This window comes from Roseateles sp. P5_D6, from assembly GCF_054049415.1.
On record NZ_JBFUMK010000002.1, the window covers coordinates 57,085 to 80,201 of the forward strand.

20 protein-coding genes, 1 tRNA gene and 1 pseudogene are annotated in these 23,117 nt (G+C 65.2%); 13 read left to right on the top strand and 9 right to left on the bottom strand.

Annotated elements, in window-relative coordinates; genetic code table 11:
* Window positions 1-323: 323 nt before the first annotated feature.
* Window positions 324-1,676 carry a hypothetical protein gene (locus tag ACXJKM_RS02275; RefSeq protein ID WP_457350002.1) on the bottom strand — a complete coding sequence of 451 codons (1,353 nt, stop codon included), beginning with the start codon at window positions 1,674-1,676 and terminating at the stop codon, window positions 324-326.
* A 120-nt stretch (window positions 1,677-1,796) separates the two neighbouring features.
* Here ACXJKM_RS02275 and ACXJKM_RS02280 point away from each other — a divergent pair, with 120 nt between their 5' ends.
* A complete protein-coding gene (locus tag ACXJKM_RS02280; RefSeq protein WP_457350004.1) occupies window positions 1,797-3,443 on the top strand; it encodes a rhamnogalacturonan acetylesterase in 1,647 nt (548 codons plus the stop codon).
* A 54-nt stretch (window positions 3,444-3,497) separates the two neighbouring features.
* Window positions 3,498-3,574, top strand: a tRNA-Met gene (locus ACXJKM_RS02285).
* A 282-nt stretch (window positions 3,575-3,856) separates the two neighbouring features.
* On the opposite strand, the pseudogene ACXJKM_RS02290 reads toward ACXJKM_RS02285, so the two are convergent.
* A pseudogene (locus ACXJKM_RS02290) lies at window positions 3,857-4,797 on the bottom strand (IS3 family transposase); the annotation flags it as partial.
* Window positions 4,798-5,462: 665 nt separating this feature from the next.
* Between ACXJKM_RS02290 and ACXJKM_RS02295 the strand changes: the two are divergent.
* Both ACXJKM_RS02295 and pepA read left to right on the top strand, forming a co-directional pair.
* On the top strand, window positions 5,463-6,275 hold the full coding sequence (locus tag ACXJKM_RS02295) for a class I SAM-dependent methyltransferase (RefSeq protein WP_457350006.1): 813 nt from the start codon (window positions 5,463-5,465) through the stop codon (window positions 6,273-6,275).
* A 263-nt stretch (window positions 6,276-6,538) separates the two neighbouring features.
* Complete coding sequence (gene pepA / locus ACXJKM_RS02300; protein ID WP_457350008.1) at window positions 6,539-7,201, top strand: flocculation-associated PEP-CTERM protein PepA; 663 nt, start codon at window positions 6,539-6,541, stop codon at window positions 7,199-7,201.
* Between the two features lie 29 nt (window positions 7,202-7,230).
* Here pepA and ACXJKM_RS02305 read toward each other — a convergent pair whose 3' ends face one another.
* A complete protein-coding gene (locus ACXJKM_RS02305) occupies window positions 7,231-8,052 on the bottom strand; it encodes a Crp/Fnr family transcriptional regulator (protein WP_200955330.1) in 822 nt (273 codons plus the stop codon).
* A gap of 311 nt (window positions 8,053-8,363) precedes the next feature.
* Here ACXJKM_RS02305 and ACXJKM_RS02310 point away from each other — a divergent pair, with 311 nt between their 5' ends.
* Both ACXJKM_RS02310 and miaB read left to right on the top strand, forming a co-directional pair.
* Window positions 8,364-8,741, top strand: coding sequence for a hypothetical protein (locus tag ACXJKM_RS02310; protein WP_056203424.1), 378 nt, complete (start codon window positions 8,364-8,366; stop codon window positions 8,739-8,741).
* Window positions 8,738-10,093: a tRNA (N6-isopentenyl adenosine(37)-C2)-methylthiotransferase MiaB gene (miaB, locus tag ACXJKM_RS02315; protein ID WP_457350010.1), complete on the top strand. Its 1,356-nt coding sequence runs from the start codon at window positions 8,738-8,740 to the stop codon at window positions 10,091-10,093. Before ACXJKM_RS02310 ends, miaB begins: the two co-directional genes overlap by 4 nt.
* Here the strand turns inward: miaB and ACXJKM_RS02320 are convergent.
* Complete coding sequence (locus ACXJKM_RS02320) at window positions 10,083-10,358, bottom strand: hypothetical protein (RefSeq protein WP_056203421.1); 276 nt, start codon at window positions 10,356-10,358, stop codon at window positions 10,083-10,085. The two genes, miaB and ACXJKM_RS02320, sit on opposite strands and share 11 nt — an antisense overlap.
* A gap of 55 nt (window positions 10,359-10,413) precedes the next feature.
* On the opposite strand from ACXJKM_RS02320, the gene hemA reads away from it, so the two are divergent.
* From hemA to ACXJKM_RS02350, 6 genes are all read left to right on the top strand, one after another.
* Window positions 10,414-11,676, top strand: coding sequence for a glutamyl-tRNA reductase (gene hemA / locus ACXJKM_RS02325; protein WP_056203417.1), 1,263 nt, complete (start codon window positions 10,414-10,416; stop codon window positions 11,674-11,676).
* 68 nt (window positions 11,677-11,744) lie between these two features.
* Window positions 11,745-12,830 carry a peptide chain release factor 1 gene (gene prfA / locus ACXJKM_RS02330; protein WP_457323378.1) on the top strand — a complete coding sequence of 362 codons (1,086 nt, stop codon included), beginning with the start codon at window positions 11,745-11,747 and terminating at the stop codon, window positions 12,828-12,830.
* Window positions 12,827-13,636, top strand: a complete 810-nt coding sequence (prmC, locus tag ACXJKM_RS02335) for a peptide chain release factor N(5)-glutamine methyltransferase (RefSeq protein WP_056203410.1) — start codon at window positions 12,827-12,829, stop codon at window positions 13,634-13,636. The genes prfA and prmC overlap by 4 nt, the downstream gene beginning before the upstream one ends.
* A gap of 111 nt (window positions 13,637-13,747) precedes the next feature.
* A complete protein-coding gene (locus ACXJKM_RS02340) occupies window positions 13,748-14,332 on the top strand; it encodes a hypothetical protein (protein WP_056203407.1) in 585 nt (194 codons plus the stop codon).
* A gap of 56 nt (window positions 14,333-14,388) precedes the next feature.
* Entirely contained in the window at window positions 14,389-14,703 is a 315-nt protein-coding gene (grxD, locus tag ACXJKM_RS02345) for a Grx4 family monothiol glutaredoxin (protein WP_056203405.1), read from the top strand.
* Entirely contained in the window at window positions 14,703-15,266 is a 564-nt protein-coding gene (locus tag ACXJKM_RS02350) for a UbiX family flavin prenyltransferase (RefSeq protein WP_457350013.1), read from the top strand. Before grxD ends, ACXJKM_RS02350 begins: the two co-directional genes overlap by 1 nt.
* Window positions 15,267-15,433: 167 nt before the next feature.
* On the opposite strand, the gene ACXJKM_RS02355 is transcribed toward ACXJKM_RS02350, so the two are convergent.
* The 3 genes from ACXJKM_RS02355 to ACXJKM_RS02365 all read right to left on the bottom strand — a co-directional run bounded on the left by ACXJKM_RS02355 (window position 15,434) and on the right by ACXJKM_RS02365 (window position 20,006).
* Entirely contained in the window at window positions 15,434-17,572 is a 2,139-nt protein-coding gene (locus ACXJKM_RS02355) for a M3 family metallopeptidase (protein WP_457350015.1), read from the bottom strand.
* An 83-nt stretch (window positions 17,573-17,655) separates the two neighbouring features.
* Entirely contained in the window at window positions 17,656-18,264 is a 609-nt protein-coding gene (locus ACXJKM_RS02360; protein WP_457350017.1) for a lytic transglycosylase domain-containing protein, read from the bottom strand.
* A complete protein-coding gene (locus ACXJKM_RS02365) occupies window positions 18,261-20,006 on the bottom strand; it encodes a proline--tRNA ligase (RefSeq protein WP_457350019.1) in 1,746 nt (581 codons plus the stop codon). The genes ACXJKM_RS02360 and ACXJKM_RS02365 overlap by 4 nt, the downstream gene beginning before the upstream one ends.
* Before the next feature lie 167 nt (window positions 20,007-20,173).
* Here ACXJKM_RS02365 and ACXJKM_RS02370 point away from each other — a divergent pair, with 167 nt between their 5' ends.
* Complete coding sequence (locus ACXJKM_RS02370; RefSeq protein WP_457350404.1) at window positions 20,174-20,776, top strand: RNA pyrophosphohydrolase; 603 nt, start codon at window positions 20,174-20,176, stop codon at window positions 20,774-20,776.
* Window positions 20,777-20,785: 9 nt separating this feature from the next.
* Here the strand turns inward: ACXJKM_RS02370 and proB are convergent, their stop codons facing one another.
* Together proB and cgtA are read right to left on the bottom strand one after the other, a co-directional pair.
* A complete protein-coding gene (gene proB / locus ACXJKM_RS02375) occupies window positions 20,786-21,901 on the bottom strand; it encodes a glutamate 5-kinase (protein WP_056203390.1) in 1,116 nt (371 codons plus the stop codon).
* Window positions 21,898-22,962, bottom strand: a complete 1,065-nt coding sequence (gene cgtA / locus ACXJKM_RS02380) for an Obg family GTPase CgtA (protein WP_056203387.1) — start codon at window positions 22,960-22,962, stop codon at window positions 21,898-21,900. Before cgtA ends, proB begins: the two co-directional genes overlap by 4 nt.
* Window positions 22,963-23,117: the final 155 nt, after the last annotated feature.

Consider the following 23,117-nt stretch of genomic DNA (forward strand, 5'->3'; position numbering starts at 1 on the left):
TTGCCCCGAAGACAGTCTAGAGGCCGGTTTCCTGCCGTGTTCACATGCCGGCAAAGAATCACGACCGTGATTGCTTCGGCTCCGCAAAAACCCTTGAAAGGCGCAGATTCGCGCAAATTCCTGATTAACCCGGCCCAGCGGCTGAGCGCACAACGGCCCAATGGCCAGTGATGCGGCCATGCGCCAGCCGCGTGCCGGCAATTTGAGCGTTAGGCAATATGACGCCTGATTTTCAATATCAACAAACCCGCCCGCGGCGGTTTCATTCGAACGAATCGAATATCAATATTTGAATATTGGCGTCGAACCGTCAGCGTACAAGCTCACGGCTTGCGCTCAAGCCAAGCCTGGGGTACCGGCACGATGCAGATATTCATCTCGCGTCCGTCGGCGGCGAGCATGGCGGACTGGATCTGGATCTTCTTGCCGTCCGGGCTGAAGGTCGGGTGCGGGTGGTCGCGCGCCGTGGTCTTGTGGCCGGTGGTCAGCAGGATCATTTCGCGCGTCTTGCGGTCGATCAGGTAGAGGCTGCGGCTGAAGTCGTCGCCAACCGCAAAGCGCCCGTCTGACGAGCCGTGGACATGCCACAGGCCGCTGCCCGAGGGCGTCTGGCCGGCAATCGTCATCTCCCGCGTGCGCAGGTTGACGATGGCCAGGCCCGTCGGCTTCTCGCGCGTGCCGGCATCGCCCCAGGCGGCGTCCTGACCGGGGTTGGCGCCGCCCACGTCGGTGGCGGCCGGCCGGTTCGGATCAACGACGCCGGGAATAGCGCGGTGGCCCATGATGGCCAGCGCCACCTCGTCCTTGCCGATGAAGGCCTCGTGCGTGACCCATTCATACGGTGCTTCGGGGTAGAGCGGCCGCAGGCCGGTGCCGTCGCCCTTGACCGTCCAGGTCCGCTGCGGTGACTTGCCGCCCGTCTCCCAGCTGAACACCAGTTCGCCCGGGTTCCAGCTGTTGCTCTGGATGTGGCCGATCTGGAAGGGCACCGAGACGACGTGGCGGATCTCGCCCGTCTGCACATTGATCTTGCCGATGGCATGCGGCCCGGCACCCATGCCGCGCGGGCCGAAAGGTGGCTCGATCTTGGTACCAGCGGGCAGGCGGGCACCGGCGTAGGCCTTGCCCTGGATGCGGAAGTAGAACCACTGGCCGTCGGCATCCAGCGCGTTGTCGCCTACGGCCTCCAGCTCGGGCGGCAGCGTGCCGATGACGCGCTGGTAGCTGCTGGCCGGCTTGATCATGCCGGCGCGGCTGTCGGCGAAGACGCGGTCCAGGTCGACCTCGATGGCCTGCATGGCCTTGGGGGCGCCCTTCCTGTCGGGCCGCAGGAAGTAGAGCTTGTTGCCGCCCGACTGCGCGAGGTTGAGCATGCCGTCGTAGCCGCCCTCGGTGACCTGCACCATCTCGCCGCTGGCCTCGCTGACGGCGATGGCTTCGCCCTTGACGCGGTTGGAGCGGAACACCAGCCACTGGCCGTCGGCCGTCCACTGCGGATGGCTGGGGTAGATCTTGGAGTCGCCGCGCGGCTGTGTGGTCAGGAAGGTCAGCAGCGCGCCGGTGACGGGGTCGGGCACGACGCGCTTCTCGGACGGGAAGCGCTGGCCGATCTGTGCCCAGGTGGACGCCGTGGCCAACAGCAGGCACAGCAGCAGGGAGGTCTTGCGAAGCGACATGATGGGTGCCCGGTAGAAGTGGCGCGACTCTAGGACTCGCTCTGTTGCGCGATGTTGCTGGGCCTCAATCGCTCAAGAACTTGCGCCGTCCTGGCCCGGCCTGCTCCTAGCATGCGCGCCATGATCCGCACGCTCATCGCCTTGCTCTCACTGTTCGCCTTGCCCCTGACACAGGCCCAGACCTTCACCGCCAGCACCGACCCCGCCCGCGCCCAGGTCAAGCTGCCCGAGCCAGCCAAGCCCGAACTGCCGTCGCTGATCCTCATCGGCGACTCGACAGTGCGCAACGGTCAGGACGACGGCCAGGGCAAGGGAGCCGAAGGTCAGTGGGGTTGGGGCAACCCGATCGCCGCCTACTTCGACACGAACAAGATCAACGTCGTCAACCGCGCCGTGGGCGGCCTCTCCAGCCGCACCTATCGCAGCAGCGGCCATTGGGACCGCACCAAGCCCTTCATCAAGCGAGGCGACTGGGTCGTCATGCAGTTCGGCCACAACGACGCCAGCCCCGTCAACGACAACAGCCGCGCCCGCGGCGTGTTGCGCGGCACGGGGTCGGAGAAGGAAGACATCGACAACCAGCTGACCGGCAAGCCGGAGACGGTCTACACCTACGGCGCCTACCTGCGTGGCTACATCGCCGAGATCCGCGCGGCCGGCGCCACACCCGTCGTCTGCTCGCCCGTGATCCGCAAGCGCTGGGAGGCTGATGGTGTGAAGGTGACGCGCGCCGGCGGTAATTTCGCGGCTTGGGCCGCCGAGGTGGCCAGGCAGGAGGGCGTGGCCTTCATCGACCTCAACGAATGGGGCGCGTTGCGCTATGAGGCGCTCGGCAAGGCCACGGTCGAGAAGCTCTTCCCTGCCGACACGCCGCAGGAGACCGTACACACCAACTGGCTCGGCGCGGCAGTCAACGCGCAGCTCGTCATCGCCGGGCTGATCCAGAACAAGGTGCTGCCGGACGCCGTCTACACCCGCCGCTTCGCACCCGACGGCAGCGACGACCGGCCCGTCGTCGACGCTCGCAAGGTCAAGGTCGAAGCACCTCGCGATCCCAAGCTGCCCAGCCTCGTGCTGATTGGCGACTCCACCGTGCGCAGCGGCGGCCAGAACGGCGCCTATGGCTGGGGTGAGCGACTCGCACCCTTCTTCGACACCCAGCGCATCAACATCGTCAACAACGCCATCGGCGGCCGCAGCAGCCGCACCTTCTTCACCGAAGGGCGCTGGGCCTCGGTGCTGGAGCAACTTAAGGCGGGCGACACGCTGCTGATCCAGTTCGGCCACAACGACGGCGCCCGCATCGGCGACCCGGCTGGCAAGAACCGCGGCTCGGTGCCCGGCATCGGCCCGGAGGCGGTCGAGGACACGCGGCCTGACGGCAGCAAGGAGATGGTGCAGAGCTTCGGCTGGTACCTGGCCCGCTACATCAACGATGCGAAGGCCAAGGGAGCCCATGTCGTCGTGCTGTCGCCCATCCCGCACAAGGACCGCTGGCAGACGGGCCAGCCGCGCGACTTCGAGAACTACACCGCCTGGGGCGAGCAGGTGGCGCGCGAGAACGGCGCCCAGTTCATCGACCTGACGATGCTGGTGACCGAGGCCTATCGCGTCATCGGTGCCGAGCGCGTCGACGCCTATTTCGCCGACGCCCGCACCCACACCAACGATGCCGGCGCCGTGTTCAACGCCACCCGGGTCGTCGAGGGCCTGAAGCGCCTGCCGGGCAAGCCGCTGCAAGCCTGCCTGCGCGAGCCCACGCTGTGATCTTTCGCGACAGCTTGCCAGCCTCCAAAAACTTCGCTTAGAATAGCCGGCTCAGGCGCTTTAGCTCAGTTGGTTAGAGCGATGGAATCATAATCCACAGGTCCGGGGTTCGAGTCCCTGAAGCGCCACCAAAAATAGTCCAAGCGCGAAAGCACTTAGACACGAAAGCCACCCTAGCGGTGGCTTTTCTGCTTTCTAAGCTTCAGTAGCGGCCTATAGCGCTTCTTACCCCCAAGGCGCCTATGGAGCGCGCCTCTGCCCGCACGTACGAGACGGCCCCACTTCCCCGGACGTACGTCGTCGGGGCGGCGTATTGTGCTGATCAAGTTTTCTCGGACACAGCGATAGGTTGTTTGACTACCGATTGCTGCTCGAAGGCATTGGGTGGCAGGTTGCCCAGTTTGAGTGCAGGCGCGTTGCCAGACGCGCTCGGTCTTGAGGCTCAGGAAGAAGCGCTCCATCACCGCGTTGTCCCAGCAGTTGCCCTTGCGGCTCATGTGCCGACCAGGCCGTAGCGAGCCAGAAGCCCCTGATGCAGCGCACTGGCGTACTGACTGCCCCGGTCCGAATGCACGATCAGCCCTGGCGCCGGGTGACGTTGCGCGATGGCCAGTTGCAACGCCGCGCAGACCAACTCGGCGTGCATGCTCGGTGCCATCGCCCACCCACGACTTTGCGCGCGTACAGGTCCAGCACTACCGCCAGGTACAGCCAGCCGCTGCGCGTGCGGATGTAGGTGATGCCGCTCACCCAGGCCTGGTTGGGGCCGCTGGGATCAAAGCGCCTCGCCAGCACGTTGTCGGAGACGGGCAACACATGGCCACTGACGGTGGTGTGAATGAACTTGCGCCTCCACAGCGCGTGCAGCCGGTGCTCGCGCATCAGCCGACGCACCGTGTCGCCCCAGCCGCGGACCCTTGGCGCGCAGCGCCGCACACAGCCAGCGGCTGCCGTACACCCGGCCGCTGGCGGCGAACCCTGCCTTGAGTTGCGTGCGGCGGCCCACAGTGATGGCCTTCTTGCTCAACTGCTCGACGAGTCGGTGACTCAGCGCAGTTCTCGGGCGAAGAAGGCCGATGCTTTTTTTAGGATGTCGACGTCGCCTCGCAGCTGCTTGTTCTCGGCTTCAAGCTGACGGATGCGCTGCTGCTCTGCGGCGAGCGGCTTGCCGATGCCAGGCCGGCCGGCCGCCTCTTCGTCGAGCTGGGCCTGATCTTGCCACCGCCTCATGGCGAGGCTCGCCCAGCTTCATGTCGCGGCAGACCTCGCTCACGCCCAGGCCATGCTCGCGAATCATCTGCACGACCTGCAGCTTGAATGCCGCGTCGAAGTACCTTCGTTGTCTCTTGCTCATGTCCCTCGTCCAGGTGAATTCCACCTATCGAGGTGTCCGTGGAAATTAGACCAGCACAGGTCGATGCGCAGCGGCTGTGTAACTAATAACGCTCGTGGAGAAACGCAGGCCGATCCGTCGTAATCTCCAGTCGATCGCCTTCACAGGGGCTGCCTCAGGAAATCTTGGGACAGTCGTTGACGAAACGAATGAGTTGGGCTGCGTAGTGGAACACGATCCGGGAACAGGCGGGGTAATCAGTCAGCACGGCACAGCAGCTCCGACCGGTTCTGGACTTTGGGCGGTCGGTGACCGTGTTATCCAGCTGGCTTCGGCGGTAGGACTGCCTAAGGCATGGCGCTGCACTGTGGCCGGAAATCCTGGCACTGGGTCGTCAGAGGGCAACCTTGGAAACGACGGGTGGACGAATATGCCTGAGCACAATTCCGGTTAGGCGCACTCAGATGTCGTAGTGAATGATGTGGGGAGCATCAATACCACCGATCGCGGCGAGCAAAGAGCTAGTTAGTTGTAAGCCATGGCGGCAGCAATGTCGGTGTGCTAGAGGTGCTTCAATTCACCCGCGAGGCGTTTTTTTATAAGTGTGAGGCGAACTCTTGGCTGAAATCATGTCAATGTCAATATACCAATGGTAATTCTTCGCTATGGCAGTTAGGAGAAGCTTGATGGATGACGGAAAATTTGAGCTATATATTTCTGGCAAAAGGCTCTACGGAGATGATTTGACGCCTCCACAGATAATGGATTGGTTCAAAAGCGAGGAAGATGGGTATGCAAATCTTGGCGCAAAGGACAAATCGAACTATCGTTATGAGTATCACGCATTAAATAATGAGCTGTTCTACAAATTTCTCAGAGGGAAGAGATTCAAAGAAGCGCTCGGCATTGGTAGTGCCTACGGCGACGAATTGATTCCGATAGCTGACCGCTTGCAAAGCATAATGATTCTTGAGCCATCCGACGCGTTCGCTATGGACTCGACGATTGGCCAAACACCTACAACCTATGTAAAGCCGAACGTATCTGGGGATTTTCCCTTTGAGAGCAACCGTTTCGACTTAATTACGTGCTTCGGAGTAATGCACCACGTGCCCAATGTTACGCACGTAATGAAGGAGATTTACCGATGCCTATCTGTCGGCGGCTCTTTCTGTATTCGAGAGCCAATTGTTTCAATGGGCGACTGGAGGAGGCCGAGGGCCGGCCTCACTGCTAACGAGCGGGGAATTCCAATCGACATATTTGATAAGATAATTGACGAGGCTGGTTTCAAGGTCGCGCGCCGGTCTTTTTATGATTTCCGGCCCATCCCAATAATTGCAACAAAAATTGGTGTTGATGCTTACAACAATTATTTCACTGTGAAACTCGACCAATTGGTATGCAACTTGTTGTCATGGCGGACGCCTTATCACCGAACGACGTTCGTGGAGAAACTGCCCCCCGCATCCGTCGCCTACCTTCTCGAAAAAGCGTGACGCTTGGCGGTTGAGGCTCAAGTGCCGCCGTCGTTGCAGACAGTGCAGCATGGTCCCGACGGCCAACGAAGGAGGTCCGCTCCTGCTTGGCGCGTGGGACCAGATCAATGCCTCAAGCATGGCCGCGGAACGGCTTGGTTCCTTCGCTAGAGGAGCTAACAGCCGGGATGCAAGCGCGCTGGTGGGGGGGGTTTCCTTCATGCCCGAAGTCGTTGAGTCGTTGGCTCAAGGTATTGGGGGTGGTGTTGGGGGGACATGTGTGAGTGCGCGCGCAGACGCCGCTCCATGCGACTGCTGTACTGATCTCGGACTATTCCACCGTCACCATCGACGCACTGGGCAACTTCACCGAGACCGGCTATCTGCCCGTCACCGGCTTCCAGCTCGGCGGCAACGCCCTCACACCCACCGGCTTGAACACCGACTACGGGCTGTATCTCGCCTTCACCGGTACCGGCACGACGACGAACGATCCGACCACGACGTTCAATTTCGGCAACTTCACGACCTTGACCTACACGCTGTACGGCTACAACGGCACAGCGACCTTCGGCTTCAGTGGCAACACGCCCACCGAAACAGCCAGCGGTGAGGTGGCCCTGGCCAGCGGTGCCTTGATCTCGGGCAGCGTGCTGACGGTGCCGACCGGCGGCGGCACCTTCAGCCCCTCGGCCAACGCCATGCTGACGGTGGCGCTGAACCAGCCGACGTTCTTCTCACCCGATCCCTTCTATTCGGTCGCGCTGACGGCCTTCTCCAACACGCCGTCACAGGTCGAGCCGTTCGCGGGCGGCTTCCGCATTCGCCAGGGCGGCGGATCGCTGAACTTTGCGCCGGTGCCCGAGCCGAGCAGCACCGCCATGCTGTTGGGCGGTCTGGCTGCCGCAGGCTTCCTCGGCTACCGTCGCCAGCGCAAGCAGGGCTGACGCAAGGGACGCCGGGGCCGGCCCCGGCGTCAGTAGACCGGGCGGGGCCGCAGCAAGCGCTCAAACTCGCGGTGGATGGTGTGATAGCAGTCGCAGGTGCGCGTCTCTAGTCCGCTGCGATTCAGTACCGTGATATGGCCCCGTGCATAGCGGATATAGCCCCCCTGCTGCAGCCGAGCCGCGGCCAGCGTGACGCTCTCGCGCCGCACACCCAGCATGCCGGCCATGGACTCCTGGGTCATGGTCAGCTCATCGGACTGCTGGCGGTCCATCCGCAGCAGGATGAGGCGCGCGAGCTGCTGCTCCAGGCCATGATGCCGGCTGCATAAGGCGGTCTGCATGATCTCGGCGACCAGGGCCTGCGAATAGGCCAGCAGCAGCCGGCGTACCGTGGCGTGGCGCGCGAACTCCTCGGCCACGGCAGAGGCACGCAGGCGCAGCGCCTTGCCCGGCATGTGCACCACGGCGCGGCTGCGCGTGTAGTTGCCATCGATCAGCGGCAGACCCACGACACCTTCGCGGCCAACGGTCGCCACTTCGGCGCAGGCGCCCGCGCGATCAGGCACCGAGAGCGACGCCAGCGCGGTGATCGGAAAGTACACCCACTGGATGAAGGCAGACGCTTCGTGAAGCATCTGGCCGGGGCGCAGGTAGACCCATTCCGCTTGCGCCAGCCACCTCTGGCGGTGCTCCGGCAGCAACGCTGCCAACAGTCGGTTGTATCGCCAGTCGCCCGCGTACGCCGCTCCGCGCCGGATACCTTCCTCCACGTCGTCCTGCAGCCAGGCTCGGGCGTGAACTCCCGCGGTCGAGCTCTCATCGGCGGCATGGAGGGTGGGTAAATCTTTCATGTTCAAGCCGTGTATGCGCTCTGGGCGCGGTGGACAGGCGGCTGCCAACATTTCAATTGGCAAAGGCCGTTCCCGCCTCAGGCAGCGGCAAGGATTTCCTGCCCGTCTTTGCACCGAAGGGATGCCGACGCGGCCAGCTTGAAAAATTTGCCGAATCCTTTCCATGCCGGGGACTGCCGCGCATGAGCCGCCACCAAGCTCAACCGGTCCCGTCGCTACAATGGCGGGCGCTTGGCTCGTCATGCCGAGCCCGACGGCTCGGGACACTCCCGGGTCGTTTTCATTTCCACCGCAGCCACTGGACACATACCATGTACCGCTGTGCACTCCCGCTGGCGCTGGCCGTCAGCTGTCTGGCCGCCCAGGCCCAGACGCACCGCTTCTTCACGCCTCAGACCCTGCGTGGCGAACTCGTCGTCACCCAGCACCCTGACGTGCTGTTGAACGGCAAGTACGCGCGCCTGGCACCCGGCAGCCGCATCAAAGGCGACACCAATCTGCTGGTGCAGCCAGGCGCCATCACCGGCCAGAAGTTCATCGTGCACTACACGGTCGAGAACAGCGGCTTGATCATGGACGTCTGGCTGCTGAACCCGGCCGAGATCGCCAACAAACCCTGGCCGACGACGCCGGCCGAGTCGGCAACCTGGCAGTTCAACCCGGGCAACCAGACCTGGAGCAAGCCATGAGCGAGGTCGTGACAAAAAAGGTCTTCATCAAGACCTTCGGCTGCCAGATGAACGAGTACGACTCGGACAAGATGGCCGACGTGCTGGGCGCCGCCCAAGGCTACGAACCGACGACCGATGTCGAGCAGGCCGACCTCATCCTCTTCAACACCTGCTCGGTGCGTGAAAAAGCGCAGGAGAAGGTCTTCAGCGACCTCGGCCGCGTGAAGCACCTGAAGGCCAAGGGCGTCATGATCGGCGTCGGCGGCTGCGTCGCCTCGCAGGAAGGCGCGGCCATCATCGAGCGCGCGCCCTACGTGGACATCGTGTTCGGCCCGCAGACCCTGCACCGCCTGCCCGCCATGCTGGATGCCCGCCGCGAACAGCGCCGCCCGCAGGTGGACATCTCCTTCCCCGAGATCGAGAAGTTCGACCACCTGCCGCCGGCCAAGGTCGAGGGTGCCTCGGCCTTCGTCTCCATCATGGAAGGCTGCTCCAAGTACTGCAGCTACTGCGTGGTGCCCTACACCCGCGGCGAGGAGGTCTCGCGCCCGTTTGACGACGTGCTGACCGAGATCGCCGGCCTGGCTGACCAGGGCGTCATGGAGATCAACCTGCTGGGGCAGAACGTCAACGCCTACCGCGGCAAGATGGGCGATACGCCTGAGTTCGCCGACCTGGCCCTGCTGCTGGAATACGCCGCCGAGATCCCCGGCATCCGCCGCCTGCGCTTCACGACCAGCCACCCTAACGAGTTCAGCCCCCGCCTCATCGAGGCCTACGGCAAGATCCCGCAACTCGTGAACCACCTGCACCTGCCCGTCCAGCATGGCAGCGACCGCATCCTGATGGCGATGAAGCGCGGCTACACGGCGCTGGAGTTCAAGAGCATCGTGCGCAAGCTGCGCGCCATCCGCCCGGACCTGCGCCTGGCCAGCGACTTCATCGTCGGCTTCCCCGGCGAGACGGACGAAGACCACGCCAAGCTGATGAAGCTGGTGCACGACGTCGGCTTCGACGCCTCGTTCAGCTTCATCTTCAGCCCCCGCCCCGGCACGCCGGCTGCGGCGCTGGAAGACACGACGCCCTATGATGTCAAGGTCAAGCGCCTGCAGGAGCTGCAAGCGGCCATCGAGGCGCATGCCATCACCATCTCGCAAGGCATGGTGGGCAAGGTCGAGAAGGTGCTTGTCACCGGCAATGCGCGCAAGGACGTCTCGGAGCTGATGGGCCGCACCGAGTGCAACCGCATCGTCAACTTCCCCGGCTCGCCGCGGCTGATGAACCAGCTGGTCGATGTGCGCATCACGACGGCCTTCGCGCATTCGCTGCGCGGCGAGGTCGTCACGACCGAGGACGTGCTCAGCGCTTGAAGCTCAGCAAATACCACTGCGGCAGGGCGACGCCAAGCACCAGCAAGGCGTAACCCGCCATGCGGCCATCGCGGCCCAGCAGGATCAATGTGGCGATGGTGGCCGCCGTGCCGCCCGCCGCTCCCCAGGCCCACAACCTTTGCCAGCCCAGAGGCTTCGCCACCCGCCGCCACAGGCCCTTGATCGCCAACGCCAGTAGCGCCGCCAGCCCCCAGGCTGGGGCAAAGAGATTCGCGATGTGCCAAAAGGCGTCAAGTGGGCTCATTCGGGCTTGACCGATGTCAGATGCGGAAAAGCCGCGAATCCTACAATTCACGCCCATGTCCGTCTTTGCTCTCGGCCTGAACCACAACACCGCCCCGCTCGATCTGCGCGGGCGGTTTGCGTTCACGCTCGAGCAGCTCGCCCCTTCACTGACCGGCCTGCGCCAGAAGCTGTCCGGCACGCCCGAGGCGGCCATCCTGTCGACCTGCAACCGCACCGAGGTCTATGTGGCCGCACCGTCAGCCCTGGTGCAACCCGCCATCGCCTGGCTGGCCGATGCCGGCGGCGTGCAGGCCGGCGCCTTGCGCGAGCATGCCTATGTGATGCAGGGAAGCGATGCCGCTCGCCATGCTTTCCGCGTCGCGGCTGGCCTGGACTCCATGGTGCTGGGCGAGCCACAGATCCTGGGCCAGATGAAGCAGGCCGTGCGTGAAGCCGAGAACGCCGGCGCCCTGGGCACGACGCTGCACCAGCTCTTCCAGCGCAGCTTCTCGGTGGCCAAGGAGGTGCGCAGCTCCACCGAGATCGGCGCCCACTCCATCAGCATGGCCGCTGCTGCCGTGCGGCTGGCCGGCCAGCTCTTTGAGGACCTGGCCAAGACACGGGTCCTCTTCGTCGGCGCCGGCGAGATGATCGAGCTGACCGCGACTCACTTCGCGGCCAAGACGCCGCGCCAGATGGCCGTGGCCAATCGCACGCTGGAACGCGGCGAGAAGCTCGCCACCCATTTCGGCGCCGAGGCCATGCGCCTGGCCGACCTGCCTGAGCGCCTGCACGAGTTCGACATCGTCGTCTCCTGCACGGCCTCCAGCCTGCCGCTGATCGGCCTGGGCGCCGTCGAGCGCGCGCTGAAGAAACGCAAGCACCGCCCGATGTTCATGGTCGACCTGGCCGTGCCGCGCGACATCGAGCCCGAGGTCGCCCAGCTGGACGACGTCTATCTCTATACGGTCGACGAGCTCGCCGCCCAGGTGCAGACCGCCGGCGAGAAACGCCAGGCCGCCGTGGCCCAGGCCGAGGCCATCGTCGAGACCGGCGTGCAGAGCTTCATGCACTGGCTGGACCAGCGCCACACCGTGCCGCTGATCCAGGCCCTGCACGCCCAGGCCGACGACTGGCGGGCGCTGGAGATCGCCCGCGCCCGCAAGCTGCTGGCCAAGGGCGCCGACGTGGACGAAGTGCTGGATGCGCTGTCCAAGGGCATCACGCAGAAGCTGCTGCATGGAACCTTGGCCGAGCTGCATGCCAGCGACGGCGAGCAACGCCTGCAGTTGGCGCAGACGGTGTCGCGCCTCTTCCTGCGCGGCAAGCAGTCTTAGCGGCGCTCTCAAGCCGCCGCTCGGTGCATCGCTTGCGCCGCCCCTGACCGCATTCCCGTTCCGTGCCCATGAAAGACTCCCTGCGCCAGCAGTTCGACCGCCTCGGCTTCCGCCTCGCCGAGCTCGACACCATCCTTGCCGACGGCAGCGTCGCCTCGGACATGAAGCGCTACCGCGCGCTGACCAAGGAGCAGGCCGAGGTGTCTGGCCTGGTCGAGCGCTACCGGCGCTATCTGCAACACGAGGCCGATCTCGCCGCGGCACGCGACATGCTGGCGGACGCTGAGATGGCGGAGATGGCCCGCGAGGAAATTGCGTCCAACGAGACAGCACTGACGTCGCTCGACGCAGAGTTGCAACTCGCGCTGATCCCCAAGGATCCGGACGACGAGCGCAACGCCTTCCTCGAAATCCGCGCCGGCGCCGGTGGCGACGAGGCGGCCCTGTTCGCCGGCGACCTGGCGCGCATGTATCTGCGCTTCGCCGAAGGCCAGGGCTGGCGCACCGAAATCCTGTCCGAGAACATCTCCGACCTCGGCGGCTACAAGGAACTGGTCGTGCGCGTCGAGGGCGATGCCGTCTACGGTCGTCTCAAGTTCGAATCCGGCGGCCACCGCGTGCAGCGCGTGCCGGCGACCGAAACCCAGGGCCGCATCCACACCAGCGCCTGCACGATCGCCGTGATGCCCGAGCCCGACGAGGCCGAGGTCATCACGCTGAACCCGGCCGACCTGCGCATCGACACTTTCCGTGCCAGCGGCGCCGGTGGCCAGCACATCAACAAGACCGATTCCGCCGTGCGCGTCGTCCACCTGCCCACCGGCATCGTGGCCGAATGCCAGGACGGCCGCAGCCAGCACAGCAACAAGGCCAAGGCGCTGCAGGTGCTGCAGGCGCGCATCCAGGAGAAGGAACGCAGCGAGCGCGCCGCCAAGGAGGCTGCCACGCGCAAGGGGCTGATCGGCAGCGGCGACCGCAGCGACCGCATTCGCACCTACAACTTCCCCCAGGGCCGCCTGACCGACCACCGCATCAACCTGACCCTCTACAAGCTGGGCCAGATCATGGACGGCGACCTCGGCGACGTCATCCAGGGCCTGCAGGCGGCGCAGGCGGCCGAGCAGTTGGCTCAGCTCGAAGAAGGCCGGGCGTGACAGTCGATGAGGCGCTCGCCCTCGCCCGCCAGCTCGGCGTCGAGCGCGGCGATGTGCAGACGCTGCTCGGCCACCTGACCGGCCAGGGCCGCGCCTGGCTTGTCACCCACGGCGACGCACTCGCACCCGGCGCCGAAGCCGCGCTGCAAAGGCTGGCCGCTGGTGAACCGCTGGCCCACCTGACCGGCTGGCAGCCCTTCCACGGTCTGATGCTGCAGGTCACGCCGGCCACGCTGATCCCTCGGCCGGACACCGAAACCCTGGTCGACTGGGCGCTGGAACTGCTCGCCGCCCTGCCGGGCCAATCCAGCGTCGCCGACCTCGGCACCGGCAGTGGCGCCATCGCGCTGGCCATCAAGGCCGCCTGCCCGCACGCCCAGGTCACGGCCGTTGACTTCAGCGCCGACGCCTTGGCTGTTGCTCGCGCCAATGGTGAACGCCTGGGTCTGGCCGTTGACTGGCGGCACGGCAACTGGTTCGCGCCGCTGGCCGACCGGCGCTTCGACCTCGTCGTCAGCAACCCGCCCTATATCGCCGGCGACGACCCGCATCTGCCAGCCCTGCGCCATGAGCCGATCACGGCCCTGACGCCTGGAGGTGACGGACTGGCCGACCTGCAAACCCTGATTGATGCTGCACCGCAACACATCAACGATGGCGGCTGGCTGCTGATGGAACACGGCTGGGACCAGGCCGAAGCGGTCGCCGCCCGCCTGGCCGCACGGGGGTTTGCCCAGGCCACGCTGAGGCGCGACCTGGGCGGTCGGCCGCGGGCCAGTGGCGGCTGCTGGCGTGCAACCAGCTGAAAGCTCCCCGAAATGTGTGATGTATTGCTGCCAGTTCTTCATTCCCGTAACTGACTGGCCGGCGTAGTATCAAATCCCGGTGCCACTCGATGCACCGCGCAGGAGACGATCATGGCCCGCCTCGCCAGCGCTGCAGTACTGAGCCTCTCTGTCCTTTGTGCTATCCATGCCGTCTCGGCCCAGGCCGACGACAACGCCAATCCGCGCTGGCAGGCGCGATTGCAGCTGAACAGCATCGACAGCGGCAGCGAGGCGCAGCAGCCCCATCTCGGCGGATCCCGTGTGCTCAGCGCCAACCTGCTTGGCGACTACTACCTCACCAGCTCAGGCTTCTCCAGCCTGCGCGGCGGCCTTCGTGCCACCGGCGGCCTGTTGCTCGGACCGCTGTCCATGTCGCAAAGCAGTGGCGGCCTGGCCCTGGGGAGCGGCCCGGTCTCCGCAGGGCGGCGCAGCCTGTCGCTGAACGGCCCTGACGGTTATTCGCTGGACAACGCCAATCTCTCCTATGTCGGCATCGGCTACACCGGCCGCGTGCACAAGAGCGGCCTGGCCTTCAGCGCCGACTTCGGCCTGATGTCAGGCTCCTATGGCAGCAGCCTGCGCCTGGGCCGCAGCAGCGCCCAGGGCTTCGAGGACGCCATGCGCGATTTGCGCTTCAAGCCCTTGCTGCAATTGGGCTTGGCGTACAGCTACTGACGCTCAACCGGGCGCGTCCCGGATAATTGCCGTTTTGCCTTTTGACGAGAACAGCAATGAGTGACGTTCAGCAACGCATCGACGACCTGGTCAAGTCCAATCGCGTCGTGCTCTTCATGAAGGGCACCGCCCAGTTTCCGATGTGCGGTTTCTCCGGCCGCGCCATCCAGATCCTGAAGGCCGCCGGCGTGACCGACCTCAAGACCTTCAACGTGCTCGAGGACGAGGAAGTGCGCCAGGGTATCAAGGACTACGCCAACTGGCCGACCATCCCCCAGCTCTACGTCAACGGCGAATTTCTCGGCGGCTCGGACATCATGATGGAGATGTACGAGTCGGGTGAGCTGCAGCAGGCATTGACGGCCGCCTGATGACCCAAAGGCTCGTCGTCGGGCTGACCGGGGCGACGGGCGCCGCCTACGCGCTGCGGCTGCTGCGCCGCTCGCGTGAGCTGGGCGTCGAGACCCATCTGATCGCCACGCCCGCCGGCATCCTCAACGCCCACCACGAGCTCGGCCTGGACCGCTCCACGCTGGAAGCCGAGGCCGACCACGCCTACGCGCCAGGAGACATCGGCGCCTGCATCGCCAGCGGCAGCTTCGCGACCGCCGCCATGATCGTGGCGCCCTGTTCGATGAAGTCGCTCGCGGCGATTGCTCACGGGCTTGGCGACAACCTGCTGACCCGCGCCGCCGACGTCACCTTGAAGGAGCGCCGCCGGCTGATCCTGATGGTGCGCGAGACACCGCTCAACCTGGCCCATTTGCGCAATATGGTCGCGGTGACCGAAATGGGCGGCATCTGCTTCCCGCCGCTGCCGGCCTTCTATCACCGCCCGAAGACGATCGAGGAGATGGTCAACGAGACCGCCGAGCGGGTACTGGAGCTGGCCGGCGTCGCGGCAGCGCAGCCCAAGTCCTGGGCGGGGCTCTAGGGAAACGCTAAACCAGTCACTCGCGCGCAGCGCATCCCTGCTTTGGGCGGCCTGCGGCGTTGCAAATCCTCGCCATAGCCCGCTATGGCTGTGGTTTGCGCCTTGCAGTCCATCCCAAACCAGGGCGCGCTGCATCACGGGACCGATTCAGCGTTCCCCTGGCCCGCTCAGGGCTTCTGCACCACCAACCCACGCCGCTCCAGCAGCGGCTTGATGTCGGGCTCGTGGCCCACGAGGTGGCGGAACAGCACCATCGCATCCTCGCTGCCACCGCGCGACAGCAGCTTGGCGCGCAGTGCATCGCCGTTGGCGCGCTTCAAGCCACCATTGGCCTTCAGCCATTCGACGGTGTCTGCGTCCAGCACCTCGCTCCAGATGTAGGCGTAGTAGCCGGCCGAGTAGCCGCCCATGATGTGGCTGAAGTAAGGCAGGCGGTAGCGCGGCGGCACGGGGCCGAAGTCAACGCCTTCGTCCTTCAGCACCTTGGCCTCGAAGGCCATGATGCCGTCGGCTGCGGGCACTTCGCCGGCCTTGAGCTGGTGCAGGCGCTGGTCGACGATGGCGGCGCTCAGATAGGACAGTGTCGTGTAGCCCTGGTTGAAGCGCTTGGCACGCGCCACCTTGTCGAGCAGTTCACGCGGCATGGCCTCGCCAGTCTGGTAGTGCTTGGCATAGCTGGCCAGCACGCTGGGCCAGTCGGCCCAGACCTCGTTGACCTGCGAGGGATATTCAACGAAGTCGCGCGGCACGCGGCCCAGGCCCGGGTATTGGCCCTTGTTGAACATGCCATGCAGCGCGTGGCCGAACTCGTGGAACAAGGTGTTGACCTCATCCCAGGTCAGCAGAGTCGGCTCACCGGCTGGTGGCTTGGGGATGTTGAGATGGTTGGCAACGACCGGCTGCGTGCCCTCCAGCGCGTTCTGGCTGACGTAGGCGTTCATCCATGCACCGCCGCGTTTGCTGGGTCGGGCGTAGAGGTCGGCGATGAAGATGGCGAGTTGCTTGCCGTTGGTGTCGAAGACGTCGTAGGTGCGCACGTCGTCGCGGTAGACCGGCAGGTCGGTGCGGCGCTTGAAGCTGATGCCGTAGAGCTGGTTGGCCGCGAAGAACACGCCGCGCTCCAGCACGCTGGTGAGCTCCAGATAGGGCTTGAGCTGGCTTTCGTCGAAGCCGTACTTGGCGGCACGCAGCTTCTCGGAGTAGTAGCTCCAGTCCCAGGGCTGCAGGGCGAAACTGGGTTGCTTCTTGACGGCCTGGTCGGTATCAATGAGCTTTTGCAGCTCGGCAGCCTCCTGTTTGGCCGACGCCACGGCCGCCGGCCCAAGCTTGCCGAGCATGGCATTGACGGCTTCGGCGGACTTGGCCGTCTCCTCCTCCAGCACATAGGCGGCGGGCGTCGCATAGCCGAGCAGGGCCGCGCGCTCCTGGCGCAACGTCATCACGCGGGACACGATGCCCGTCGTGTCATTGGCATTGCCGCGGCTGCCGCGCGCGACGGATGCGCGGTGCAGGCGCTCGCGCAGTGCACGGTTCTGCAGCTCGGTCTCCAGCGGCTGGATGGTGGTGTTCAGCAGCGTCAACAGGTACTTGCCTTCCAGACTCTTCTTCTTGCCGGCTTCGGCCGCGGCGGCCACCTGGGCCGGCGTGAGCCCGGCAAGATCCTCGGCGCTGTCAACGATGAGAGCCGAGTCATTGACCTCGGCCAGCACCGCCTTGTTGAAACGCGCGCCCAGCGTCGCCAACTCGGCGTTGATGGCCTTCATGCGCACCTTCTGTTCGTCGCTCAGCTGCGCACCGGCGCGCACCATGTCGCGGCGGTAGCGCTCGATGAGGCGCTTGCCTTCGGCGTTGGGCGCTGCCTTGCCACGCGTCGCGTACAAGGTCTCGATGCGGGCGAACAGCCTGGGGTTGAGCAGCACCGCGTCGCGATGGGCGGCGAGCTTGGCGGCGTAGTCGGTCTGCAACTGCTGGCGGGCGGGGTTGGCGTCCGCACCGATCAGGCTGAACAGCAGCGTGGAGGTGCGGCTCAGCAACCGGCCACTCTTCTCCCACGCGACGATGGTGTTGTCGAAGGTGGGCGCTGCAGGGTTGTCGGCGATGGCCTGGATTTCGGCCAGTTGCTCAGCCATGCCCTTGTCCAGGGCCGGGCCGAAATGCTCGTCGCGTACCTTGTCGAACTGCGGGTATTGCAGCGGCAAGGGGCTGGGCGCGAAGAGGGGGTTGTCCGAGGGCTGCTGAGCCCAGCTCAGGCTGGTGGCCAGCAATGTCGTCAGGAGAAGAGGCGCGAAGCGTTTGGCAGCGGGCATGGGTGGCTTGTCTTGTGGACGAAACCTCAAAGCCTAACGCCCTGACCGCTCCCGGCCACAAGCCACGCCGGGAAAGCCCTGAGTCATTTCTCGCCGGGCAGCAACCACTGCCGCCGCGCGGCAAATACGGCGTTCGGATATTCGGGCCGGCCGCGACTGCCGTTGTAACGGCCCAGAGCCAGGAAGAGGTCGCCCTTCTCCAGGTCCAGGTAGTGGCGCAAGATGACGCAGCCGAAACGCAGATTGCTCTGCATGTGAAAGAGGCGCGCGGCATCGCCGTCGCCGATCAGCTTGGCCCAGAAGGGCATGACCTGCATATAGCCGCGCGCACCGGCGATGCTGATCGCGTATTTGCGAAAGCCGCTCTCGACCTGCACGAGACCAAGCACCAGGCTGGGCTCCAGGCCCGCGCGCTTGGCCTCGTACCAGACCGTCTCGAGGAACTCGATACGGATCTGCGTCTCGGTTTTGCGCTTCTTCAGCCGCTCGCTCATCGCGCCCAGCCAGCGCAGATAGGCCATGCGCTCATCGACCTGGCTGGCCTCGAACTTCGGGCGCGGCGGGGCAGCCTGGGCGATGGAGGCGGTCAGCGCCGAGCGCATCGAATCAGCCAGTGGCTCCTCGACCTGGGCGCCGGCCCGCGCCGCCAGCGGCGCGGCGAGCAGGCTGGACAGCAGCAGCCGGCGCTTCAAAGCTTGAGCAGGCCCTTCAGGTGGCCGACCACATCGCCCACGGCGAGCTTGGTCGCGGCCTCGTCGCGACGACCCTGGTACTCGACCTGGCCTTCCTTCAAGCCACGGTCGCCCAGCACGACGCGGTGCGGCACGCCGATGAGCTCCCAGTCCGCGAACATCGCGCCGGGGCGCTCACCGCGGTCGTCCAGCAGCACGTCGACGCCCAGCGCCTTCAGCTCGCCATAAAGCCTGTCAGCAGCGTTCTTCACGTCTTCGCTGCGATCCATGCCGATGGGGCAGATGACCACGGTGAAGGGAGCGATGGCGTCCGGCCAGATGATGCCGCGTGCATCATGGTTCTGCTCGATGGCGGCACCCAGGATGCGGGTCACGCCGATGCCGTAGCAGCCCATCTCCATCAGCTTGGGTTTGCCGTTCTCGTCCAGGAAGTTCGCGTTCATCGCGGCCGAGTATTTGGTGCCGAGATAGAAGACATGGCCGACCTCGATGCCGCGCTGGATGGCGAGCAGGCCCTTGCCGTCCGGCGAGGGGTCGCCGGCAACGACGTTGCGAATGTCTGCAACGACGTCGGGCTCGGGCAGATCGCGGCCCCAGTTGGCGCCGGTGAAGTGGAAGTCAGCCTCGTTGGCGCCGCAGACGAAGTCGCTCATGACGGCGACCGTGCGGTCGGCGACGATCTTCAGCGGCTGCTTCAGTCCGATGGGACCAAGGTAGCCGGGCTTGCAGCCGAAGTGGGCGTCGATCTCGCCGCTGGTCGCGAAGCGGAAGCCGCCCTTCAATCCCTCGACCTTGCCGGCCTTGACCTCGTTCAGGTCGTGGTCGCCGCGCACCAGCAGCAGCCAGACCTGGGTCTTGACGATGTTGCCGTCCTTGTCGAGCTCGTCGGTGGCCAGCACCAGGGACTTGACCGTCTGCGCGAGCGGCAGACCGAGCAGCAGCGCCACCTCGGCGCACGTAGCCTTGCCCGGCGTGGGCGTCTTGGTGAGCGTCTGCAGCGCGTCGGCGCGGCCGGGCAGCAGGGCGACGGCTTCCGCCAGCTCGATGTTGGCGGCGTAGTCGCTGGTCGGGCAATAGACGATGGCGTCTTCGCCGGTCTCGGCGATGACCTGGAACTCATGCGAGCGGTCGCCGCCGATGGCACCGGTGTCTGCAGCGACAGCGCGGTACTGCAGGCCGAAGCGGTCGAAGATCTTGCCGTAGGCCGCGTACATGTTGTCGTAGCTGCGGCCGGCGGCCTCGACGTCACGGTCGAAGGAGTAGGCGTCCTTCATCGTGAACTCGCGTCCGCGCATCAGGCCGAAGCGCGGACGGCGTTCGTCGCGGAACTTGGTCTGGATGTGATAGAAATTCTTCGGCAGCTGGCGGTAGCTGCGCAGCTCCTGGCGGGCAATGTCGGTGATGACCTCCTCGCTAGTCGGCTGCACGATGAAGTCGCGGCCATGGCGGTCCTTCACGCGCAACAACTCGGGGCCCATCTTGTCGAAGCGGCCCGTCTCCTGCCACAGCTCGGCAGGCTGGATGACGGGCATCAGGCATTCGACGGCGCCGGCAGCGTCCATCTCCTCGCGGATGATCTTCTCGACCTTGCGGATGACACGAAGACCCATCGGCATGTAGTTGTAAATGCCGGCGCCCAGGCGCTTGATCATGCCGGCGCGCATCATCAGCTTGTGGCTGACGACCTCGGCATCGGCGGGCGCTTCCTTGAGGGTGGAGACGAAGAACTGGGAGGCTTTCATGGGCAGACCGGATCAAAGGCCAGGAGAGCGCCTGGCAAATGCGAAGGCCGGGTGAAAACCCGGCCGAAGTCACGACAAAACAGGGAGAACTCTGCGGGTTAGCGAGGGCGCTGTGACCATCGCGGCCCGATGCAATAATCGAACCAACTAGAGATTTGAGGTTGATTATGCTCGACCGTGAAGGCTTCCGCCCCAACGTCGGCATCATCCTGCTCAACCAACGCAACGAGGTCTTCTGGGGCAAACGCATCCGGACGCACTCGTGGCAGTTCCCGCAAGGGGGCATCAAGCACGGTGAAACGCCTGAGCAGGCGATGTTCCGAGAGCTCCACGAAGAAGTGGGGCTCACGCCAGAGCATGTGCGCATCATCGCGAGGACTCGCGACTGGCTGCGCTATGAGGTGCCCGAGCATTTCATTCGGCGAGATGCGCGTGGCCATTACAGGGGCCAGAAACAGATCTGGTTCCTGCTGCAGATGGTGGGGCGCGACTGCGACATGAATCTGCGCGCCACCGATCACCCGGAGTTCGACGCCTGGCGTTGGAACGAGTACTGGGTACCGCTGGAGGCCGTCATCGAGTTCAAGCGCGGTGTTTACGAGATGGCGCTGACGGAACTGGCGCGCTACCTGCCGCGCATCAACCATCACAACCGCTATCTGCGTGCCGGCATGCGGCCCGCGCACCGGGAGCGCAACAGCGGGCCAATGCCGCTGGACGCGCCACTGGAGGCAACGGCAACGCCACCGGACGGCGAGCCGCCCAACTGACGCTGGCGCTTAACGGAGAACCAAGTTGTCTCGGTGGATCAGCTCAGGTTCAGCCGCATAGCCCAACAAGGCCTCGAACTCCGACGAGGGCTTGCGCGCAATCAGCCGGGCTTCCGAGGCTGAATAGTTGGCCAGGCCACGCGCGAGTTCAACGCCCTCGGCCGTCTGCACGGCGATGACATCGCCACGATGGAAGCCTCCCTGCACCTCGACGACGCCGATGGGCAGCAGACTTTTTCCTTCGTCCCGCAGCTTGATCGCCGCACCCGCATCCACCTTGACCGAGCCACGCAACTGCAGGTGGTCGACCATCCACTGCTTGCGGGCCGCCAGCTTGGGCGTGGCTGCCAGCAGGGCCGTGCCGATGGCCTCGCCGCGCGCCAGGCGCAGCAGCACATCGGGCTCGCGCCCCCAGGCGATGACAGTGCCGGCGCCACTGCCAGCTGCGCGCTTGGCCGCGAGGATCTTCGTGATCATGCCGCCGCGGCCGATGCTCGAGCCGGCGCCGCCAGCCATGCGCTCCAGCTCCGGATCGCCGGCCTGTGCCGTATCGATGAAGCGGGCGGTCGGGTCCTTGCGTGGGTCGGCCGAATACAGGCCGCGCTGGTCGGTCAGGATCACCAGCGCATCGGCCTCGACCAGGTTGGCGACCAGCGCCCCCAGCGTGTCGTTGTCGCCAAACTTGATCTCGTCGTTGACGACGGTGTCGTTCTCGTTGATGACGGGCAGCACGCGATGGGCCAACAACGTCAGCAGCGTCGAGCGCGCATTGAGATAGCGCTCCCGGTCCGCCAGGTCGGCGTGCGTCAGCAGCACCTGGGCACTGGCCATGCCCTGGGCACTGAGCTGGCTCTCGTACATCTGCGCCAGGCCCATCTGACCGACGGCTGCAGCGGCCTGCAATTCGTGCAGTTCCTTGGGGCGTGTCGCCCAACCGAGACGTTTCATGCCCTCAGCGATGGCGCCGCTGGACACCATGATCAGCTCACGGCCCTCTTTCGCCAACGCCGCCAGCTGGCGGCTCCAGTTCGCGATCGCCTCGGCATCAATGCCGCGACCCTCGTCGGTGACGAGGCTGGAACCGACTTTGACGACGATACGGCGCGCGCTGGACAGCAAACTCATTCGGCGGGGCTGTTGGACTCGAAACGGATATCGGGCTCGACCAGCACGTTCTGCTCGGCAGCAACGTGTTCGTAGATCGCATGGATCAGCGGCTGGCAGCCCTGGCGTGTCAGCGCCGAGATCTCGAAGACCGGGCCCTTCCAGCGATAGCGCTTGACGAAATCCTTCACGCGCGTGGCACGCTCTTCCTCTGGAACCATGTCCAGCTTGTTCAACACCAGCCAGCGTGGCTTGGCATGCAGCTGAGGGTCGTATTTCTTCAGCTCGGCCACGATAGCCTTGGCTTCCTTGACCGGATCGACCTCGGGATCAAAGGGCGCGAGGTCGACGACATGCAGCAGCAGCCGCGTGCGTTGCAAATGGCGCAGGAACTGGTGACCGAGGCCAGCGCCCTCGGAGGCGCCTTCGATGAGGCCTGGAATGTCCGCGACAACGAAGCTCTTCTCGGGCGCGACGCGCACGACACCGAGGTTGGGATGCAACGTCGTGAACGGATAGTCCGCAATCTTGGGCTTGGCGTTGGAGATCGCCGTGATCAATGTCGACTTGCCGGCGTTGGGCTGGCCCAGCAGACCAACGTCGGCCAGCACGCGCAGCTCCAGGCGCAGCTTCTTGGCCTCGCCCGGCCAACCCGGCGTTTTCTGGCGCGGCGCACGGTTGGTCGACGTCTTGAAATGCAAGTTGCCAAAGCCGCCGTCGCCGCCCTTGGCGAGCAGAATGCGCTGGCCGGACTCGATCAACTCGCCGATGACGGATTCGGTTTCCAGGTCCGTGATGATGGTGCCGACCGGCACACGCAGCACGATGTCGTCGGCCGCCGCGCCGAAGCAGTCGGAACCGCGACCAGCCTCACCGTTGCGTGCCTCGTGGCGGCGTGCGTAGCGGTAGTCGATCAGCGTGTTCAGGTTGCGGTCCGCCTCGGCCCACACGCTGCCACCCTTGCCGCCGTCACCGCCGTCCGGCCCACCGAAGGGAATGAACTTCTCGCGACGAAAGCTGGCGCAGCCCGCGCCGCCGTTGCCGGCTGCGATGTCAATGGTGGCTTCGTCGACGAATTTCATGGCTGAGCAGCCATCGTACTGGCTGGGTTGCGGCGCGCCCGCTGCGATTCAGTGCGGCGGGCTTTCCAAAAAACAAACCCGGCAAGCCGGATCAAACAAGCAAAGGCTCCGGCAAGCCGGACCTTAAAAAACAAAAGCCCCGGCGAGCCGGGGCT